General features: G+C 34.0%; 15 protein-coding genes. 9 read left to right on the top strand and 6 right to left on the bottom strand.

The genetic code is table 11. The features are described from left to right. Positions 1-10: 10 nt before the first annotated feature. Positions 11-652 carry a 5-formyltetrahydrofolate cyclo-ligase gene (locus BKH42_RS04790; protein ID WP_095295451.1) on the top strand — a complete coding sequence of 214 codons (642 nt, stop codon included), beginning with the start codon at positions 11-13 and terminating at the stop codon, positions 650-652. After that, positions 597-2,168, top strand: coding sequence for a ribonuclease Y (gene rny / locus BKH42_RS04785; RefSeq protein ID WP_095295449.1), 1,572 nt, complete (start codon positions 597-599; stop codon positions 2,166-2,168). The genes BKH42_RS04790 and rny overlap by 56 nt, the downstream gene beginning before the upstream one ends. On the opposite strand, the gene kdsB is transcribed toward rny, so the two are convergent. Further along, a complete protein-coding gene (gene kdsB / locus BKH42_RS04780; protein ID WP_095295447.1) occupies positions 2,134-2,877 on the bottom strand; it encodes a 3-deoxy-manno-octulosonate cytidylyltransferase in 744 nt (247 codons plus the stop codon). The two genes, rny and kdsB, sit on opposite strands and share 35 nt — an antisense overlap. 1 nt (position 2,878) lies before the next feature. Further along, the gene (locus BKH42_RS04775) at positions 2,879-3,457 is read right to left on the bottom strand and encodes a ferric reductase-like transmembrane domain-containing protein (RefSeq protein WP_095295445.1); all 579 of its coding nucleotides are present in this window, start codon (positions 3,455-3,457) and stop codon (positions 2,879-2,881) included. Positions 3,458-3,535: 78 nt separating this feature from the next. Between BKH42_RS04775 and BKH42_RS04770 the strand changes: the two genes are divergently transcribed. The 5 genes from BKH42_RS04770 to BKH42_RS04750 all read left to right on the top strand — a co-directional run bounded on the left by BKH42_RS04770 (position 3,536) and on the right by BKH42_RS04750 (position 9,051). Continuing rightward, positions 3,536-4,285, top strand: a complete 750-nt coding sequence (locus tag BKH42_RS04770) for a disulfide isomerase (RefSeq protein ID WP_095295443.1) — start codon at positions 3,536-3,538, stop codon at positions 4,283-4,285. Between the two features lie 33 nt (positions 4,286-4,318). Further along, entirely contained in the window at positions 4,319-4,942 is a 624-nt protein-coding gene (locus tag BKH42_RS04765) for a UPF0323 family lipoprotein (RefSeq protein WP_095295441.1), read from the top strand. 8 nt (positions 4,943-4,950) lie between these two features. Beyond that, positions 4,951-6,123, top strand: coding sequence for a glutathionylspermidine synthase family protein (locus tag BKH42_RS04760; protein ID WP_095295439.1), 1,173 nt, complete (start codon positions 4,951-4,953; stop codon positions 6,121-6,123). A gap of 83 nt (positions 6,124-6,206) precedes the next feature. Beyond that, a complete protein-coding gene (locus BKH42_RS04755) occupies positions 6,207-6,749 on the top strand; it encodes a PepSY-associated TM helix domain-containing protein (protein ID WP_095295437.1) in 543 nt (180 codons plus the stop codon). 100 nt (positions 6,750-6,849) lie between these two features. After that, on the top strand, positions 6,850-9,051 hold the full coding sequence (locus tag BKH42_RS04750; protein WP_095295435.1) for a TonB-dependent receptor: 2,202 nt from the start codon (positions 6,850-6,852) through the stop codon (positions 9,049-9,051). A gap of 19 nt (positions 9,052-9,070) precedes the next feature. Here the strand turns inward: BKH42_RS04750 and BKH42_RS04745 are convergent, their stop codons facing one another. The 4 genes from BKH42_RS04745 to BKH42_RS04730 all read right to left on the bottom strand — a co-directional run bounded on the left by BKH42_RS04745 (position 9,071) and on the right by BKH42_RS04730 (position 15,581). Then, positions 9,071-11,110 carry an ATP-dependent helicase gene (locus BKH42_RS04745; protein WP_095295433.1) on the bottom strand — a complete coding sequence of 680 codons (2,040 nt, stop codon included), beginning with the start codon at positions 11,108-11,110 and terminating at the stop codon, positions 9,071-9,073. A gap of 132 nt (positions 11,111-11,242) precedes the next feature. Next, positions 11,243-13,048 (bottom strand): flagellar hook-basal body complex protein, encoded by a 1,806-nt coding sequence (locus BKH42_RS04740; RefSeq protein ID WP_095295431.1) that lies wholly within the window; start codon positions 13,046-13,048, stop codon positions 11,243-11,245. Further along, positions 13,045-13,866: a flagellar hook assembly protein FlgD gene (gene flgD, locus BKH42_RS04735; protein WP_095295429.1), complete on the bottom strand. Its 822-nt coding sequence runs from the start codon at positions 13,864-13,866 to the stop codon at positions 13,045-13,047. Before flgD ends, BKH42_RS04740 begins: the two co-directional genes overlap by 4 nt. A gap of 8 nt (positions 13,867-13,874) precedes the next feature. Then, entirely contained in the window at positions 13,875-15,581 is a 1,707-nt protein-coding gene (locus BKH42_RS04730; RefSeq protein ID WP_095295427.1) for a flagellar hook-length control protein FliK, read from the bottom strand. A gap of 145 nt (positions 15,582-15,726) precedes the next feature. Here BKH42_RS04730 and typA point away from each other — a divergent pair, with 145 nt between their 5' ends. Continuing rightward, a complete protein-coding gene (typA, locus tag BKH42_RS04725) occupies positions 15,727-17,529 on the top strand; it encodes a translational GTPase TypA (protein ID WP_095295425.1) in 1,803 nt (600 codons plus the stop codon). A 125-nt stretch (positions 17,530-17,654) separates the two neighbouring features. Then, the gene (locus tag BKH42_RS04720) at positions 17,655-18,290 is read left to right on the top strand and encodes an NAD(P)H-dependent oxidoreductase (RefSeq protein WP_095295423.1); all 636 of its coding nucleotides are present in this window, start codon (positions 17,655-17,657) and stop codon (positions 18,288-18,290) included. Positions 18,291-18,307: the final 17 nt, after the last annotated feature.

Genomic DNA, 18,307 nt, shown 5'->3' with positions numbered 1-18,307 from the left:
AAAAATCACAATGGTGTATTATACATCAAGACAAATTAAAGGAGCGATCATAAAGGCTGATTTTCGTAATTTTTGCAAGAAAGAATTGATGAGCTTGTCTAGGGGTTCTAATTCCAAAGATAAAAGAGTAAATGCAATCCTAAAAAAAGAAATCCTTAATCTAAAAAGCAAGAATATTTTGCTATATTGCCCAATAGAAATGGAATTAAATATTTATCCTCTAATTTATTGGCTTAAAAAACAAAGAGAGATAAAAATTTTTATTCCATATGTGGAGGGGGTTAGTTTTAAAATGATACCATTTCGTTTACCCTTGACAAAAAATAAATATGGTATCTTTGAATCTGAAAAATCTTTATTTGATTTAATTAAAATAGATACGGCTATAGTCCCATTTATAGGCATTGATAGAGATTTTAGACGAATAGGTTTTGGGAAGGGGATGTATGATAGGTTTTTTGCAAATCTTTCCTATCGCCCAAATATTATTTTTGTAAGCAGAAAGGTAATATATTCTAAAGAAAAAATTACCGATGGGCACGATATTGTAGGCGATATTGTGATTAGTGAGGGTTGCAAACTAAAAAGAGGAATCAATGGTAGAATACTTGGTGATAGGTTTTATAATATTTGGTCTAATCGTGGGTATTAGTGTTTTTTTTCTTGCTAAAAAAATATTTACTTCAGATGCTAATGCTATTATCGGTCAGGCTAAAGCTAAAGCTCAGGCGATTGAATATGAAGCACAAAATTTACTCAAAAATGGACAGTTTAAAATCAAAGAAATAGAGCTCGAACTTGAGAATAAACACAAGGAAGAGACCTTAAAAGTTATCAAAGAATATGAACATAAACTTTCTGTGTTGCAAACCAAAGAAGACAAGATGGTTCAAAAAATTGCCCGTGAAATACAGTTTATTGAGGAGGAAAAACAAAAAATTTCAGATCTAAAAAATAAACTTTTAATCGAACAGCAATCTCAGAGCAAACTTCACAGACAATATCAAGAGGCAAAAGAAAAAGCACTCAACATACTTGTTGAATATACTAGATATACCAAAGAAGAAGCAAAGTCATTGTTGCTAAAGTATTTAGAAGATGAGCTAATGATTCAAAAATCAAATATGATTCGCCGATATGAGCATCAAGCTAGAGAAGAGGCGATGAAAAAAGCAAATTATATTATTGCACAAGCGACCACTCGATTTGCCGGTGAATTTGCTAATGAAAGATTGATTAATGTCGTCACTCTGCCTAATGATGAGCTAAAAGGTCGAATCATTGGCAAGGAGGGCAGGAATATAAAAACCCTTGAGACTATTAGTGGCGTGGATGTTATTATTGATGATACGCCTGGAACTATCATCTTAAGCAGTTTTAATCTCTATAGACGTGCAATTGCAACAAGAACAGTTGAATTGTTAGTGGAAGATGGAAGGATTCAGCCTTCTAGGATTGAAGAAGTTTATGCAAAAGTAAGTTCTGAAATGGAGGAACAGATCCTCCAAGATGGAGAAAATATCGTTTTGGATATGGGGTTAGGCTATATGCATCCTGAACTTAAAAAGCTCATTGGTAAGATGAAGTATCGAGCAAGTTTTGGACAGAATGCCTTAGGGCATTCCATAGAGGTTGCTAATCTTGCTGGCATCATTTCTGGAGAGCTTGGTGGCGATGAAAAACTTGCTAGAAGGGCAGGATTATTGCACGACATTGGAAAGGCACTCACCCAAGAATCTGGCGGCAATCACGTTAGCTTAGGGATGGAAATTTGCAAACGCTATAAAGAACATCCTGTGGTTATCAATGCCATCATGTCTCATCATGGAGATGAGGAGATTGCTAGTATTGAAGCCGCGGCTGTTTGCACAGCTGATGCATTATCGGCAGGACGACCAGGTGCTAGAAGAGAAGTTTTGGAGAGCTTTTTAAAACGAATGCAAGATTTAGAGCGTATCGCAATGGAAAAAATAGGTGTCAAGCAAGCTTATGCATTGAATTCAGGCAAAGAAATCAGGGTGATTGTACGGGCAGATTTGGTCGATGATGCTCAAAGTGTGGTATTAGCTAGGGATATTGCCCAAGAGATAGAAAACACTTTGCAATATCCAGGTGAAATCAAAGTCAATGTCATTAGAGAGAGTCGTGCGGTTGAGTTTGCGAAATAAAATCTAAGGCTTTTTGCAGATCATTAGGTGTGTCAATACCGATGCTTTGACTCTGAACTATTTCAATGAGAATCGCTTTTTTGTGATAGATTGCACGAAGTTGCTCTAGTTTTTCTATATCTTCTAGAGGACTTTTTGAGAGTTCGCAAAACTCCTGTAAGGTTTGAGCATAAAAGCCATAAATTCCTAAATGTCCATAATAAGGATTTGTATCAAGCAATGGATTTTCCATTCCATCACGACTATAAGGGATAGGAAGTCTTGAAAAATAAATAGCTTCTTGGTATGCATTAAGAACTACTTTTACTAAATTTGTATCAGAAATTTCATTTTTATCAATGATTTTTGCACAAGTTGCCATAAAGGAGGCTCTTTTCATAGAAGCAATAAGCGAAGAGATAATTTTTGTTTCTAAAAATGGTTCATCAGCTTGAACATTGATAATGACTTCATCATTTTTGAGCTTTAAAATCCTGCATACTTCCGCACATCTGTCCGTACCGCTTGTATGCGATGGATTTGTAAGGAGTGCTTTGAAATGGTATTTATTGCATAACTCAAGTACTTCCTTGTCATCACAAGCAATAATGACCTCATCCACTTTTTGTGCATTTTGAGCAGTTTTGATGATCATAGGGGTGCCATAAATGTCAGCTAATATTTTTTTTGGAAATCTGCTTGAATGCAATCTTGCTGGAATGATAATCATCTCAAATCCTTTGTTTTTTATTTTTTGATACAAGCTTAACACAAAATAGAATCAAAAATATCATAAAGATGATATATGAGGCCATAGAAGGAATCTTTTGTCCTATTAGATAATGAACACTTCCAAGAAGACCTATGAGATAAGAAAGCGAAGAAAGATAATAAAAATATTTTGAGAAAAAAAACGAGAAAAATCCTAGTATTAAAAGTCCCAATAATCCCCAAAATCCTAAGAATAAATACACACGAAGTAGGATTTCATAAAAGGTATTTTTGATATCCCAATTTTGTTCAAAAGCCATATAGGCTAGGAAATGTAAAATCACATAAAACAATCCATACAAGCCAAACGTTTTTCCTAAAATTTTTAAATTTTTATTTAATAGGTTAGATTTTAAGGGTTTTGAAAAAACAGAAAATAATAGGGAAATTAGTATGAAATAAATACCCCAATCCCCCAAAAAATGTAAAATTCTTTTGGTTGGTTCTGCCCCGTAATTTTGAACTAAAATATTGTAAATGAGATAAGCAAGTGGAAAAATACCTCCAGAGATTCCTAATAAAAAAGTAAAATATCTCAAAATATATCCTTATGTTGTTTTGATTGACTAATTTTATATAAAATTTGTGGCATTAACTCTTCAAAAAAGGAAAAATCAATGAATAAAATATTAAGCATAGTAGCTATCGCATCTTTTGGCATCAGTGCTTTAAGTGCGGATGTCTCTGATAATATTGTGAAGATTCTTCAAGAACAAACAGGAAAGAAAATATCTGTACTTGAAGTAAAATCATTAAGTGGTAGCTCTGATTTTAAAATAGCCATTATCAAAGATATGGATACAAGATATGAAATTCCTATTTTTGTGAGCAAAGATGGTAAAACAATGATTGGTTTGAGTAATGTATTTTTCAGTGCCAATAAAGGAGATGCAACGCTTGTAAATGAGGTTTATAAAAAAACTCAAGACCATAATATTCAGCAGCAAAATAGTGCTAAACTCAATACGTTATTTGAGTCCATACCAAGTGATTATGTGATTTCTATCCCCTCAACAACAAAAGGAAATCAAAAAATCACTTATATAGTCTCAGATCCAATGTGCCCTCATTGTCAGCAAGAACTTAAAAATATTGACACTCGTTTAAAAGACACTAACATAAGACTTGTTCTTGTTAGTTTTTTAGGTAGAGAATCAGGGATAAAATCAGCTCTTGTGTTGGAAAAAATCAAAACTGCTAAAACCCCTAGCGAGAAAATATCTATTCTTAATGAGATATATAATCCTATGTATAAGCCTAGTGGTGCTAAGGATACTGAGATTAAAAAGGTTGAAAACATTAGTAAAAAGATTTCTGATTCAGATATTATCAAGTATGTTCCTTATATTTATGAATATCAAAAATGAGGCTCTGAAAAATTTTATGACAAGGATGATTGGATGAAACATCTTAGAAAAATATCTGATTATACCGTGATTGGGGGTCTGAGTGCCTTGGTTATGGTTTCTTTGGTGGCTTGTGGGAGTGATTCAAAAAACTCTAAAGATGAAAACTCTCCAAATATTTCAAGTACGTTGCAAAAGGGAGCTTTTGTAATATTAGAAGAACAAAAAAATGGTACTTATAAAATTGCCGAAGAATACCCTAGTGCAAAAACTCACGTTGTAGTACGGGACATTAATGGAAATGAAAGAGTGCTCTCTCAAGAAGAGATAGATAAACTTATAAAACAAGAAGAAACCAAGATTGATAATGGTACAAGTGCTCTAGTAAATCCAAATTCAAATTCAGGACTTGGACTTGGTGGAGCATTGTTGGCAAGTGCAGCAGGGGCAATATTGGGAAGTTATATAGGTAATAAGCTCTTTAATAACCCCACTTATCAGCAAAATCAGCAACGTAATTATAAGTCTCCTCAAGCCTATGAAAGAAGCAAAAATAGCTTCAAAAATACTACACCTACAGCAAGGACGGGCTCTGCTCCTAGTAGTGCTAAAAGTGGATTTTTCAGAAACAATTCAGCATCTACTGGTGCTAGAACCACAGGCTCTTTTGGCTCATAAGGAACAACATGAAAATAATACCTCTGGAAGCACTTGATAATGCCACTCTTGAAGAGATTGGATTGCATTGGCATACTGATATAGACAATACCCCTTATATAGAAAATGAAATGATTGAACTCACTCAGAAACAAGCTGATGATTATTATAATGCTTGTAATGAACTCTACGATATGTATATAGAGGCAGGAGAATGGGTGATTGAAAAGGATTTGTTTTTTGATTTAGACATTCCTCCTGTTTTGATTCCTATGATTAAGCAAAGCTGGGAAGAAGATGTTCATTGGCACTTATATGGTCGTTTTGATTTAAGCGGAGGTCTTGATGGGAGACCTATAAAACTTCTTGAATTTAATGCTGATACCCCAACAATGCTTTATGAAACTGCAGTAATTCAATGGGCATTATTAAAATTCAATGGATACGATCATGCTTCACAGTTCAATAACATTTATGAAGCTATCGGAGAAAATTTTAAACGGATGATTACTTTGGGAGAAGACACGAGTAATTTTTCTCAAAATTATGAAGGTTGGAAGATATTATTTTCTTGTGTTAAGGGCAATATAGAAGAAGAAAGAACAACAAAATTCCTCCAGGAAATAGCCAAGAGTGTAGGGTTTGAGACGGAATTTTCTTATATTGATGAGGTAAAATTTTCTGAGGAACAGGGTATTTTCGTCAATGATGCCAATTATGAGTTTCTTTTTAAGCTTTTGCCTTGGGAAAATATTGCTATTGATGAACCAGAACTAGCACTTATAATGCGTTCAATGATGGAAAATAAAAACACCATATTTTTAAATCCTGCTTACACGTTAATGTTTCAAAGTAAAAGGTTTTTGAAATTATTGTGGGATTTGTTTCCAAATCATCCTTTGCTTTTAGAAGCTAGTTTTGAGCCATTAAAAGGCAAACAACAGGTGAAAAAAAGTGCTTTTGGTAGAGAAGGTGCGAATATCGACATATTAGATACTTCTTTGAAGTCTGTCATTTCAAATGGTGGGATATATGAAAATCACAAAAGTGTTTATCAAGAATTTTATGAGCTTAATAAAATAGGAGAGTTTTATTATCAGCCCAATGTTTTTTATGCTTATGAGTCTTGTGGGCTGGGCTTTAGAAAAGGTGGAATGATTTTAGATAATTACTCAAAATTTGTGAGCCACATCATCAAGTGAAACTAAAATAAATTTCTGTTTTCATAAATAATTTACTTTTAACTATTAGAATTTTAATTCCTAATCTTTCTTAAAGGATTGCAATGAACCTAAAAAAATTTTCTCGCGAATTTCACCTTTATGTGAGCGTATTTTTATTGCCAATGGCACTACTTTTTGCAATCACTGGTATTGTGTATATTTCAGGTATCAATCAAGATTTTGGAGCATTAAAACAGAAGTGGGTTGTTGCAGAAGGTATTTCACAAGATAGACAATTTGATTATTTGATTAATTTTATGCAAAAAGAAAATATTCCGTTTCCAGAGGATATAAAGCCAAAAAAATATAGAGGTTCATTGATGATAGGGAGTGCAAAATATAGCATTACTATAAATTCTCAAGGCGATAATACAACCATAGAATCTATAAAAAGGAGTTTTATAGGTAATATGATCATGCTTCATAAGGCAAAAGGAAAATGGTATTTTGATATACTCAGTATCGCATTTGGGGTTTCTTTGGTATTGTTTTATATTAGTGGAGTTATAATGACTGCATTTTGTAAGAAAAATCGTAGAGAAGTTATCATTTCATTTGTTTTAGGGTTTTTTATCGCTGTATTATTGGGCTATATTAGTCTTTAAGTTTGTTTTTATTGACATAAACTTCATACCTTCTTTGTCCAAAATTAATACAATATAATTATCATTATCATTTTTAATATATCAATAAGAGGATATACAAATGATAATGAATTTTATAAAAAAATCTCTATGGCTTTTGCCTTTATGTTTATCTGCACAAGAGCAAAAAACTTACACTCTGAATAAGTCTGTTGTATCTGCATCAGGTTTTACGCAAGATATTAAAGAAGCTCCTGCCTCCATTTCTGTTGTGACTCAAGAGCAATTAAAAGATAGGCCTTTTAGAGATTTAGCGGAGGCAATTTCAAATGTTCCAGGCGTGAGCATTGATACAGGCGTTACAAAAACAGGGGGTTATGCTATCTCTATACGTGGTATGCCAGCAAGCTACACTTTGATTTTGATGGATGGAAAAAGACAAAATGTGACTTCAAGTGTTTTTCCTAATGGTTTTCCTGATGGCGTTTTCAGTTCTTTTATGCCTCCTTTAGGGGCTATTGAGAGGATTGAAGTCATTAAAGGACCAATGAGTACTTTATATGGAAGTGACGCAATTGGTGGTGTGGTGAACATTATTACAAAAAGAAATTTTGATAAGTGGTCATCTAGTTTTACTATTGATACAACAATTCAGGAGGAAAAACTATTTGGAAATTTATATGGAGGAAGTTTTTATACTTCAGGTCCCTTAGATAAAGCAAAAAAATGGGGACTTGCTTTAAGGGGTACTGAAAGTTATCGAGCTTTTGTTCCAACTTCTAATCTTAGAGTGATACCAGATGCAAAGGGTGGAGAAAAAGCCATCAGTAGGAATAATATTGTAGGTCTTTCAGAGTCAAATATTTATAGCATTGGTGGAAGAATTTCTTATTCGCCAAGTCAAGAAAATTATTTTTATATTGATTATCAAAATGCAGAGCAATGGTATAATAATGCACAACAACTACTTGGTACACTTGGTTATGGAGCTTCTGGGGGATATTCACCCAATGTTTATTTCAGACAAAATAATGCAATATTTGCACATATGGGCAATTATTCTTTTGGAAAAACTGACACTTCTGTTCAGTATTTATCCACAAGCAATACAGGAAGACTGATTACTTCAGGTGGTATACCAAAGAGTGCTTCTGATGATATTAAAGCTCAAGCTGGTCAGGATAGAGGGCTTCGTGGAGATGATGTCATCTTAGATGGCAAATTAATATCAGCTTTTGGAAAAAACTGGTATAGCAACAAGCTTACCGTGGGTTATCGCTATTGGTTTGCTAGTATGAGAGATAAAATTGCATTTAGTAGTCCTTTTATGTATCAAAACAACGCAGCACTTTTTGCTGAAGATGAGTGGAGCTTTACAGATTTTTTATTTTTGACTTTAGGCGTGAGAGAAAATTATAATTCTGCTTTTGGTTTCAATACCTCCCCAAGAGCCTATCTTGTATATAATGCTTTTGAATGGCTTACTTTTAAAGGTGGAATATCCACAGGATATAAAACCCCAACTGTTGCACAACTTGTATATGGGGTCAATGGTGTCACTAGGCAGGGTGCAACCTCTACTTATGGAAACCCTGAACTCAAGCCTGAAAGTTCAATTAATTATGAATTTTCTATTCTTTCTGAGACAAACTGGACTGATATTGGTATAACTGGATTTTTCAATGATTTTAAGAACAAGATCACAAGTGCGACAGTTAATACAGGTTTTATTGTTCCAGTGATGGGGGGAGGTGTTTGTACTGGCACTACAAACTGTTCTTATAGTATCAATGCTGATACGGCCATCACCTATGGAGCAGAAGTATTTTTTGGAATCAAACCCATTGATGTTGTATATGGAAATATAGGCTTGAATGTGAATTATACTTTCACAAAAACAGAAATTACTTCTGGCAAAGGCAAGGGTTTCCCATTAAATTATGTCCCTGAACATAATATTAATGGAGCTATCAATTATTCAATTGGGGATTTTGGATTTTATATCCGTGGAGAATTTAAAGCAAAGCAATTTAAACGTTCTATCTCATCTGATAGTATTCTAGCAGACTTGCAAAATAGTAATCCTAACTTTAGTTCTTATTACAAGAATTTTGGCCTACTTCACATAGGAGGGCACTACAATATTAGCAAATCTATTTCAGTGCACGCAGGAATTTATAATCTTCTCAATCATAATTTTATAGATTTTGATCCACAAATAAGCCATAATGCAAAAAATGTTGCTATCACCACTTATGTGAATAATTATGAATACGCACGTGAAGGAAGGAGATATTTTCTTAGCTTGAATATGGATTTTTAGATCCTTTATTCAATTCGATTTAGGATCTATGCTTAGATTGTATCATTCCCGCTTCATATAAAAAAATGGAAGGCTCATAATCGATATTTTTTATGGAGTCTTTTTTTGCATAAGAGAGGAAGAGATTTTCTTTTGCCCTTGTGGTTGCAACATAAAAAAGCCTTCTTTCTTCCTCAAGACTCCCACCTTTTGACATTAATTTGCGATTAGGAAATCTACCATCCATTAAATCAATGATATACACATCTGTAAATTCAAGTCCCTTACTAGCATGTATGCTAAGTAAATTCACCCCATTCCCTTCACTTGCTTCTCCTGCGCCTAAAATCATCGCATTTAAGAAACGTCCAATATCTTCATAATGCTTGGCTAGATCGCCAAGTAATATGAGTTTTCTTGCAATCCTTTCCATTGCTTCTTTTCTTCTATTTTCATCAAAGCTCCCATCTTTATTTTTGCTTCTTTCTTTGCAAAAAATATCACTGATATATTTGAAAAAATCAGAATCAGCAATACTTTTAATGATTGAATATGGAGAAATGAGTTTGTGTGTTTGCTTATAAAGATTAAAAAATTTACCTAAAAATATTGCTCCATCTTTTGTGAGTTTTGGATGAGAAAGAAGCGGATGGGAAGCAAAATCTTGTGGCAAGAATTCATCAAAACGAGCACTTGAGTTCAAGGCAAAAAAATCATCAAATAATCCAAGTTGAGTATTTTTTGTCCTGGTTGCATAGGGTTTTTTTGATTTATCAGGATCTAGAAGTCCTTTTTTTGCATTTCCTTCACCTAATGTATTTAAAGCTTCATAAATGTCTTTGGCAATAGAATTACCAATACCGCTTCCATAGCTCAGAGTATGAATGTGTGCCATCATATCTTTTGGATTATAAAGGAGAGAACAAATATCAAGTGCGAGTGATATTTCTTTGGTATCAAAAAAACTAATACCTCCTTTTCGTTTAGAAGGGATTCCTAGCTCTCTTAGTGAAGCTTCACAACCATCAGCACTTGAATTATTTCTGAAGATGATAGCAACGTCTTCAAAATTATAATTACTTGTAGCGATTCTTTTTGCAATTCCTTGATATTGTAAAAATAGTTCGTCAAAACTTAGTAGTTTTGGTAGGGAATAATCCCCAATTTTGACCACTTCAAGGGTTTTTTCATAAATGCGTTCATTTTTTTGAATCACACGATTAGCAAGATCTAAAATGTGATGAGAGGATCGGTAGTTTTTTCTAAGTGTGAAAACTCGAGCTTGAGGATATTTTTGTGTAAAGTTGCTTATAATGCTAATGTCTGCACCATTGAATGCATAAATGCTTTGATCATAATCTCCAACACAGAATAAACTTTTTGGATTGATTGCATTGATCACCGAATCTTGAAGGGGATTGGTATCTTGGTATTCATCACATAGTATTTCAGCATAAGGACTTTGCAATTTTTCCATCTCTTTTTTATACATTATGAGCAAATCATTATAATCTGCATAACCATATTCTTTTTTCAAATTCAGAAATTCATCTAGGATATCTTCATAAATGGGTAAATATATTGTTTGTTCGGGGGATTTTTCACTCAGCCACTCTTGAAAAGTTTGATTTTTTTGAGAATTCAAATAAAGAGAGTGAATATCATAGAGATATTGTGGAGAATAGGGATTAGAGCTACTTCTGTCCATATAGATTCGACGCTCAGCGATACTCTTGAAGAGAGTTTTTAATTCTCTTGGTTGCTTAAGAGAGATTTTAAAATGTTCTTTGAGATAGCGATAAGCAACGGCGTGAAATGTTCCTGATTCAATTTGTTTGGCGGTTTTTGTGCCAAACATTTTAGATACGCGCTCAATCATCTCCGCACTCGCTTTATTGGTAAAAGTTAGCAGAAGAATCTCTTTAGGAGAAATACCATTATTTAACAAAAAGGATATTCTACCTACAATGGTTGAGGTTTTGCCTGTCCCAGCAGATGCGATAATAAGATTATAACCACTAGGTGCACTTGCAGCAGAACTTTGCTCAGCATTGAGATTAAGGTCTTTTTGGAAACTCACGGATTGATTATCCTCTAAAAAAGTTTGACGAAATTATAATGGGTTTTGTTTGAATTCTTGCTTCAGTGATGTTTGCACTCTCTGAAGCTTTTATTAAGAATTTTACGCCAGAGTGGGGAATCTAATTTTTACTTATTTCTTTAAATTAATGGCTTCTTTAATGAGATCATCCCCAGTACTGAAGGCTTTGGCATTCATTGAATATCCTCTTTGCATCAAGATAAGATTGGTGAGTGCATTCCCAACATCCACATTGCTAGTTTCTAGGTTTTTATACATCACTTTGCCAAATTTTAATATACCATCTTCATTCCAACCCAATATTGGATTGCCACTGAGCAGTTTATTCTCTCCATTAACCGTATTAGAGGTCATTTCTAGTAGATTTCCTCCAACCTTTCTAAGTCCTTGATCATTCACAAATGCAGCTATTCCAACCCTTCCCATCGCTTCACTCACGCCATTACTGAATGCTAAATAGATGATTCCATTCCCATCGACTCGAATTTCACGTAACGATCCTTCAGGTTTTCCATCTTGAGTGATTTGAATGAGCTTGGAATCTTGATAGGGTAGATTTGTAGATTTATATTCTTTACTGCCTTTTAATGAATATTCTATCTTGTTTTCTTTGAAATCAACTTCTATTGGATTGGCAATGATATCTCCATTTGAATCAAACTCTATGGTTTGACTCACGGGCTTTTTGCTCACCATAATATCGCCCTTGAAATCATATACAGCTGTTTTCACTTCCCATTTTTGGTTAATAGGGGGAGTGGATTTGTTATCTCCAGAGTCAAGCATCACATAATCACTCTTGAGTAGGAATTTTTTCCCATCTGTATCATAAATCTCTGTACTAGTGCTATAAAATGGAATTTTTATGGGGTTTGAATCCTCCGAACCTCCTTTTTTTAGAGGCAATTCAGAGACACTGAGCCCTAATTGCTGAGCTATTTTTCCTCCAACACTTAGATTTATATCTGCCACATTATTGAGAATCCTGAGCGATAGAGGTATTTTTGGGTTATTGTTTTTATCTCTTGCGACATCTAATTCTAGACCTGTTTTATCTTTGATAAGTTTTTGAAGATCTCCAATAGTTCTGAATTCATTTTGTTTTTCCCCGCCTTCTCCGTATTTAAAACTAAATTCACTAGTGTTTCCATTTTCAGAGATTTTGAAATCAATATCATTGTAGATATTTGTATCAAGAGGTTTATCATCATTATTTGCTATGGCGTTCATATCTTGATTTTTAAATTTATCTTCAATGAGCTTACCTGAGGTATCTAAAAAAACATCCTGGGCATTTTGAAAATTGCTTTTTGGGTTGAGATTGATACTTATATCTACTTTTGATGTTAAAAGAGGCTGGAATTTTAGTTCTTGAGGAATATTCAGAGGTTTAAGATTGTTTTCGCTGAGTTCTTTGAGGTCTTTTTCATTATCGTTGTTGGAAACAAAAACACCATTTTTTATTTTGTCTAGATTGATTCCATAGACATAATAACCCTCAGAATTTACCAAATAACCATCTGCATCACGTGTAAATGCACCATCTCTAGTAAAGTAATTGGCTTGTTGTTGTTCATAGCCATCTTTATCTATTTTGAAATTTCCTTTTTGATTTGGACCTACAATAAACCAACCCCTTCCTTGATATGCCATATCAAATTCACCATCAGTTTGATGGTAATTTCCACTTTTTGTAGAAATTGCATTACTTGCACCACTAGATCCAAAATTTCTATCACTACTCACTGCTGATGAGCTACCTAGAGAGTCTAAATGTGCAGAAAAAAGACTTTTAAATTCTGGAATATTCTCTTTATATCCTGTGGTATTGACGTTGGCAATGTTGTTGGAAATGCTATCTAATCCAAATTGATGAGTTTTGATGCCACTATAAGAATTTAAAATCGTATCATTCATAGATTTTTTTCCTTATCATAAAATTCTATAGCACTATCAATGGGCAATATCATCTCCCCCATCCTGATCATTGGTTTGCCCTTATCAAAAAGTACGCTTTGCACCTCTCCTCTACCTACACGTGTCTGATGATATTTGTTGCTTTTTGGATCCAAGTTATATTCTGCTCTTATGCTATAGCTCCCTTCTGGAACTTGAACGCCTTTTTCATCTAGCCCATTCCAACTAAAATCAAGATAACCACTTTGGCCATCTTTGCCTTCAACAGGAAGGGTTTTGATGAGTTGTTTTTTTTCATCAAATATTTCTATCACAGGATTGCCTTTGGTCGAATCAATTTTTTCATCAAAATAAAGTGAAAAATTCACTTCACCAGGGGCTTTGATATTCACGCCACTGATGTCTGTTTCTGCGATTTTTCCTATCATAGATACAGTATTAAGGGCTGAGATCTGTGCCATATGCGAGTTTGATTCCACATTGTTATTCATACCCTTATCAAGATTTTCTAGTGTTTCTTTAAGAGAAGTCTGAAAATCTTTGAGTGAGTCATTGGTTTCTTTGGTGGATTTCATTGCTTCGGCAACTTCTTTCATCGTTTTTTTATTCTCTTCTTGCATTTCTACTTGGGTGAGTTGTGCGGTTTGCGTGATAATTTTGTCAGTTTCCATTGGAGCAGTGGGATCTTGATTTTTAAGTTGCTCTAAAAATAGCTTCATAAAAGCATCTTTGTCTAGACCATTGGCTATTTTTGATTCATCTTTTTTCTTCGCGTTGGCGACTTTTGCACCTGTTACTTCAGCTAGATCAATTGCCATTTTATCTCCTATGCATATTTAGGTAGCACAATTTCCATTGTGTCATAAGGGGTTTGAGAGATTTTTTTAATGTCTTCGTATTCTTTCAAGCTATTTTTGTTCCTTTTTTGATTATCTGAATCCTGATTTTGTTTTTGTGAGCCATCTTGGGAAGAGAAATTTAAATCCACGCCAGAGAATCCTATCATTGCGAGATTTTGCTTCAAATCAGCTTGATTTTGGACAAACAAAGCTATCGCTTGATTGTTTGATACCACGCTTACGTGTAGATTATTCCCTATCTGCTTGATAGTTAGTTCTACTTTGCCCAATTTTTCTGGATTGAGTTCAAGTGAGATTTTGCTCATAGGAGGCTTGTAATTTTTGATTTCTTCGCTGAGGTTTTGAGCAAAATTTTTGATAGTTTCTTTGGCGTTTGAACTTTTATAGAGCAGGTCATTTTTGGGCACCACTCCAAGAGTAGAGGTAGAATCTTTTTGAGTAGGTGTTCCTTGCGTGGTTTTATCTTTTGTTTTTTCAACCTCTTTTGCATCGGTCGTTTTTTTGTTTTTAGCAATTGTTGTGGATTGAAGAGTCTCTTCCTGGTTTAGAAATTTTTCTTCATCAAGTTGGTTTTGTATTTGCTTATTTTGATCTTGAATTTGGGTTTTTGTATTTTGATCATTAGATGCTTGATTCACTCCAGATTTAGATTTTGAAGAAGTGCCTAATTTTTTAGTTTTTTTTTGTACATTTTCCTTTGAATCATCAATTTTTTTTTCTTCAGGACTAGTTTTGAGCTTGATGTCTTTTGTGATTTTTCCACCTATGGATTCTTGGAGGATTTGATTTTTTGAATTCATTTCTTCAAGTTTTGTAGCTCTTTTTTCTTGATAAATTCTAGGTTCCACAATATTTTTTGGTAAGTTTTTGCCTCGCTCTATGATTGCAATTTTTTCTGTTTTATTCTCAATTTTATATTCTATCTTATGATCGCGATTAAATTTTTTTCTTGTTTTGAGTTCTTTTTCATCAATACTTTTAAGCATTGTAGAAAGGGGCTTGTTTTGTTCTTTTGCATTCTTTGAAGTTAGCATAGTGGTTGTTTTTAGTTTTTGATCCAACACGCTTTGAGTCGTTGGTTTTATAGCTGCAGATGACTCTATGCTTTTTGATTGTGTTGTTGAGTTTGGATCTAAATCATCCATTTGAGTTGTGCTTTGATTGGTTTGAAGTTTTATATTATCTGCTTTGAGGTTTTTTTCTTTTCCCAATGCTTGAATATCAGAGAGTTTTTTTTCAGAATTTTTGGTAGATTTGATATCTTTACTATCAATGTTTTCTAAGGCACTACCACCCAATTTTGTCGTGAGGTTTTTTTCAGATTGAGGGTTATTTTTTTCTGAAGTTGCACTGAGCAATTCCTGTGTGGGACTAAGATGATTTGCGTTCTTTAAGGTATCTTTAGAAATAGGTTTATCTAGCCCCATAAAATGAGAGTCTTTGTCTGCAAGATGAGAGAGTGAATCATTTTGGGCGTCATTTGAAATTTTAGGCTTAGATGGTTTTGATTCTTCTTTTGTCTTTTCATCTTCTTTGGAGAGATGTTTTTGAAGTAAATTTTTGAAACTATCGCTATTGGGGATTTCAGCAGTATCTTCAGATTTTTTGACATCGTTTTTTGGTTTGAGCACTTCTTGAGTGGCATTGACATTGTTTAAGATATTCTCTAGCATCTAAAAATTCCTTAGAAGATTATAATGATTCAATTAAAGCAAAAAAGATTCCATAAACCCTGAAATAAAATCAAATAAAAGTATAAGGATAAAGTCTCTATACTTACAGAATAATTTTGTTACAACCACAAGAAAGAGAGTAAAAATGCAGAATATAAGAAATATTGCCGTTATAGCACACGTTGATCACGGAAAAACCACTTTGGTTGATGGGTTATTAACCCAATCAGGAACATTTGGTGAACGTGAAAAAGTTGATGAAAGAGTGATGGACAGCAATGATTTAGAGCGTGAAAGAGGAATCACAATCCTTTCAAAAAATACTGCAATCAGATATAAAGGCACTAAAATTAACATCATAGATACCCCTGGACACGCTGATTTTGGCGGAGAGGTTGAGCGAGTGTTGAAAATGGTAGATGGAGTGTTGTTGCTAGTAGATGCACAAGAAGGAGTGATGCCACAGACAAAATTTGTTGTCAAAAAAGCTTTGAGCTTTGGCATCAGACCTATTGTAGTGGTGAATAAAATTGACAAACCTGCCGCTGAACCAGATAGGGTCGTAGATGAAGTATTTGATTTGTTTGTCGCAATGGGTGCGAATGATAAACAACTTGATTTTCCAGTTATTTACGCTGCAGCAAGAGAGGGATATGCTATCAAGAATTTAGAAGATGAGAAAAAAAATCTTGAGCCATTATTTGAAGCCATATTAGAATATGTACCGCTTCCTGAAGGGAGTCCTGAAGATTCACTGCAAATGCAAATTTTTACTCTTGATTATGATAACTATGTTGGAAAAATAGGGATTGCTAGGGTTTTTAATGGAAAGATTAAAAAAGGCGAGAATGTGATGCTTGCTAAAGGCGATGGAACAAAAGAAAACGGAAAGATCACCAAATTGATAGGGTTTTTAGGATTAGCAAGGACAGAGATAGATGAAGCTGAGGCAGGTGATATTATCGCAGTAGCTGGATTTAATGCTATTGATGTAGGAGATAGCGTTGTGGATCCAAATAATCCGATGCCATTAGATCCTATGCACCTAGAAGAACCCACAATGAGTGTTTATTTCTCGGTCAATGATTCACCACTTGCTGGACTTGAAGGAAAACACGTTACAGCCAATAAACTCAAAGATAGATTGCTTAAAGAGATGCAAACTAATATTGCTATGAAATGTGAAGAGATGGGAGAGGGTAAATATCGTGTTTCTGGTAGAGGAGAGCTTCAAATCACCATTTTGGCAGAAAATCTACGAAGAGAAGCTTTTGAGTTTAGCATATCTAGACCCGAGGTGATTATCAAAGAAGAAAATGGTAAAAAACTCGAGCCTTTTGAGCATTTGGTTATTGATACTCCTCAGGATTTTAGTGGAACTATTATTGAAAGATTGGGTCGCAGAAAAGCTGAAATGAAAGCGATGAATCCTATGGGTGATGGATACACAAGATTGGAGTTTGAGATACCTGCTCGTGGATTAATAGGATATCGAAGTGAATTTTTAACAGATACAAAAGGCGAGGGTGTTATGAACCATTCATTTTTAGAGTTTCGCCCACATAGCGGGAATGTAGAATCTCGAAAAAATGGAGCTTTGATCAGTATGGAAAATGGAGATGCCACGGCTTTTTCACTTTTTAATATCCAAGAAAGAGGAACTCTTTTTATTGAGCCTCAAACAAAAGTCTATATAGGGATGATTATCGGTGAGCATAGTAGAGATAATGATCTAGATGTTAATCCTATCAAATCTAAACATCTTACCAATATGCGTGCTAGTGGCAGTGATGATGCTATAAAACTTGTGCCACCTAGAGATTTGACATTAGAGAGGGCACTTGAATGGATAGAAGATGATGAGATTCTTGAAGTTACCCCGTTAAATATCAGAATCAGAAAGAAGTATCTTGATGCAAATCAACGTAAAAGAATGGGAAAAAAATAAATTTTCCTAAAATATCAATAATATGTTAAATATAATTTGGCAAAATGATTAATAGTCATTAATAGTAAAAGCTTACTTTTAAAATAGTTTTATTATTATTTAATAATTTTTTTTAGGATCTCAAAATGAAACAAAATAATTTTATCGATATATTGCGTTTTAGACATGCCTGTAAGATATTTGATACAAGTAAAAAAATATCTTCTGAAGATTTTGAGCTGATTTTGGAATCTGGAAGACTTTCACCAAGTTCTTTTGGTCTAGAACCCACAAGGCTTATGATCATAAGAGATAAAGACCTTAAAGAGAAGATGAAACCATTGTGTTGGAATCAAGAACAAATAACCACAGCTAGTGAGCTTGTCGTCTTTAAATCCAAAGTTGCTGATCTGAAGGCACCTAGCGATTATGTTGATAAGATGGTATCTCGTCGTATGGCTAATGATAAATCCGCTTATGAGGCCTATAAGCAAAGAATCAGAGGTTTTTTGGTTGCAAACGATCTTCTGGGAGAGAATATTATCAATTGGACAGCTAGACAAGCTTATTTGATGGCAAGTTCAATGATGAGTTGTGCCGCTTCTTTGGGGATTGATTCTTGTCCTATGGAGGGATTTGAGCAATCCTCTTTAGAAAAGCTTTTTGGTATTGATACTTTCAAAGAAAGGATTGTTTTGATTGTTCCTTTTGGCTATCGCTTAAAAGAACAACCTGCAAGTAAGTATCGTATTAGCATTGATGAACTAGTCGAATATAAATAAAATATTAGGAGTCCCTT

It is taken from the genome of Helicobacter sp. 13S00482-2, assembly GCF_002272795.1.
Lineage (GTDB): Bacteria > Campylobacterota > Campylobacteria > Campylobacterales > Helicobacteraceae > Helicobacter_J.
Note: the sequence above shows the minus strand (reverse complement) of the source record. Positions and strands in the feature narration are given on the sequence as shown.

Excerpts from the sequence above, each read along its gene's own strand:
- BKH42_RS04790 (WP_095295451.1), top strand. The coding sequence starts at position 11 with ATGGTGTATTATACATCAAGACAAATTAAAGGAGCGATCATAAAGGCT.
- rny (WP_095295449.1), top strand. The coding sequence starts at position 597 with ATGGTAGAATACTTGGTGATAGGTTTTATAATATTTGGTCTAATCGTG.
- kdsB (WP_095295447.1), bottom strand. The coding sequence starts at position 2,877 with ATGATTATCATTCCAGCAAGATTGCATTCAAGCAGATTTCCAAAAAAA.
- BKH42_RS04770 (WP_095295443.1), top strand. The coding sequence starts at position 3,536 with ATGAATAAAATATTAAGCATAGTAGCTATCGCATCTTTTGGCATCAGT.
- BKH42_RS04765 (WP_095295441.1), top strand. The coding sequence starts at position 4,319 with ATGAAACATCTTAGAAAAATATCTGATTATACCGTGATTGGGGGTCTG.
- BKH42_RS04760 (WP_095295439.1), top strand. The coding sequence starts at position 4,951 with ATGAAAATAATACCTCTGGAAGCACTTGATAATGCCACTCTTGAAGAG.
- BKH42_RS04755 (WP_095295437.1), top strand. The coding sequence starts at position 6,207 with ATGAACCTAAAAAAATTTTCTCGCGAATTTCACCTTTATGTGAGCGTA.
- BKH42_RS04750 (WP_095295435.1), top strand. The coding sequence starts at position 6,850 with ATGATAATGAATTTTATAAAAAAATCTCTATGGCTTTTGCCTTTATGT.
- BKH42_RS04740 (WP_095295431.1), bottom strand. The coding sequence starts at position 13,048 with ATGAATGATACGATTTTAAATTCTTATAGTGGCATCAAAACTCATCAA.
- flgD (WP_095295429.1), bottom strand. The coding sequence starts at position 13,866 with ATGGCAATTGATCTAGCTGAAGTAACAGGTGCAAAAGTCGCCAACGCG.
- BKH42_RS04730 (WP_095295427.1), bottom strand. The coding sequence starts at position 15,581 with ATGCTAGAGAATATCTTAAACAATGTCAATGCCACTCAAGAAGTGCTC.
- typA (WP_095295425.1), top strand. The coding sequence starts at position 15,727 with ATGCAGAATATAAGAAATATTGCCGTTATAGCACACGTTGATCACGGA.
- BKH42_RS04720 (WP_095295423.1), top strand. The coding sequence starts at position 17,655 with ATGAAACAAAATAATTTTATCGATATATTGCGTTTTAGACATGCCTGT.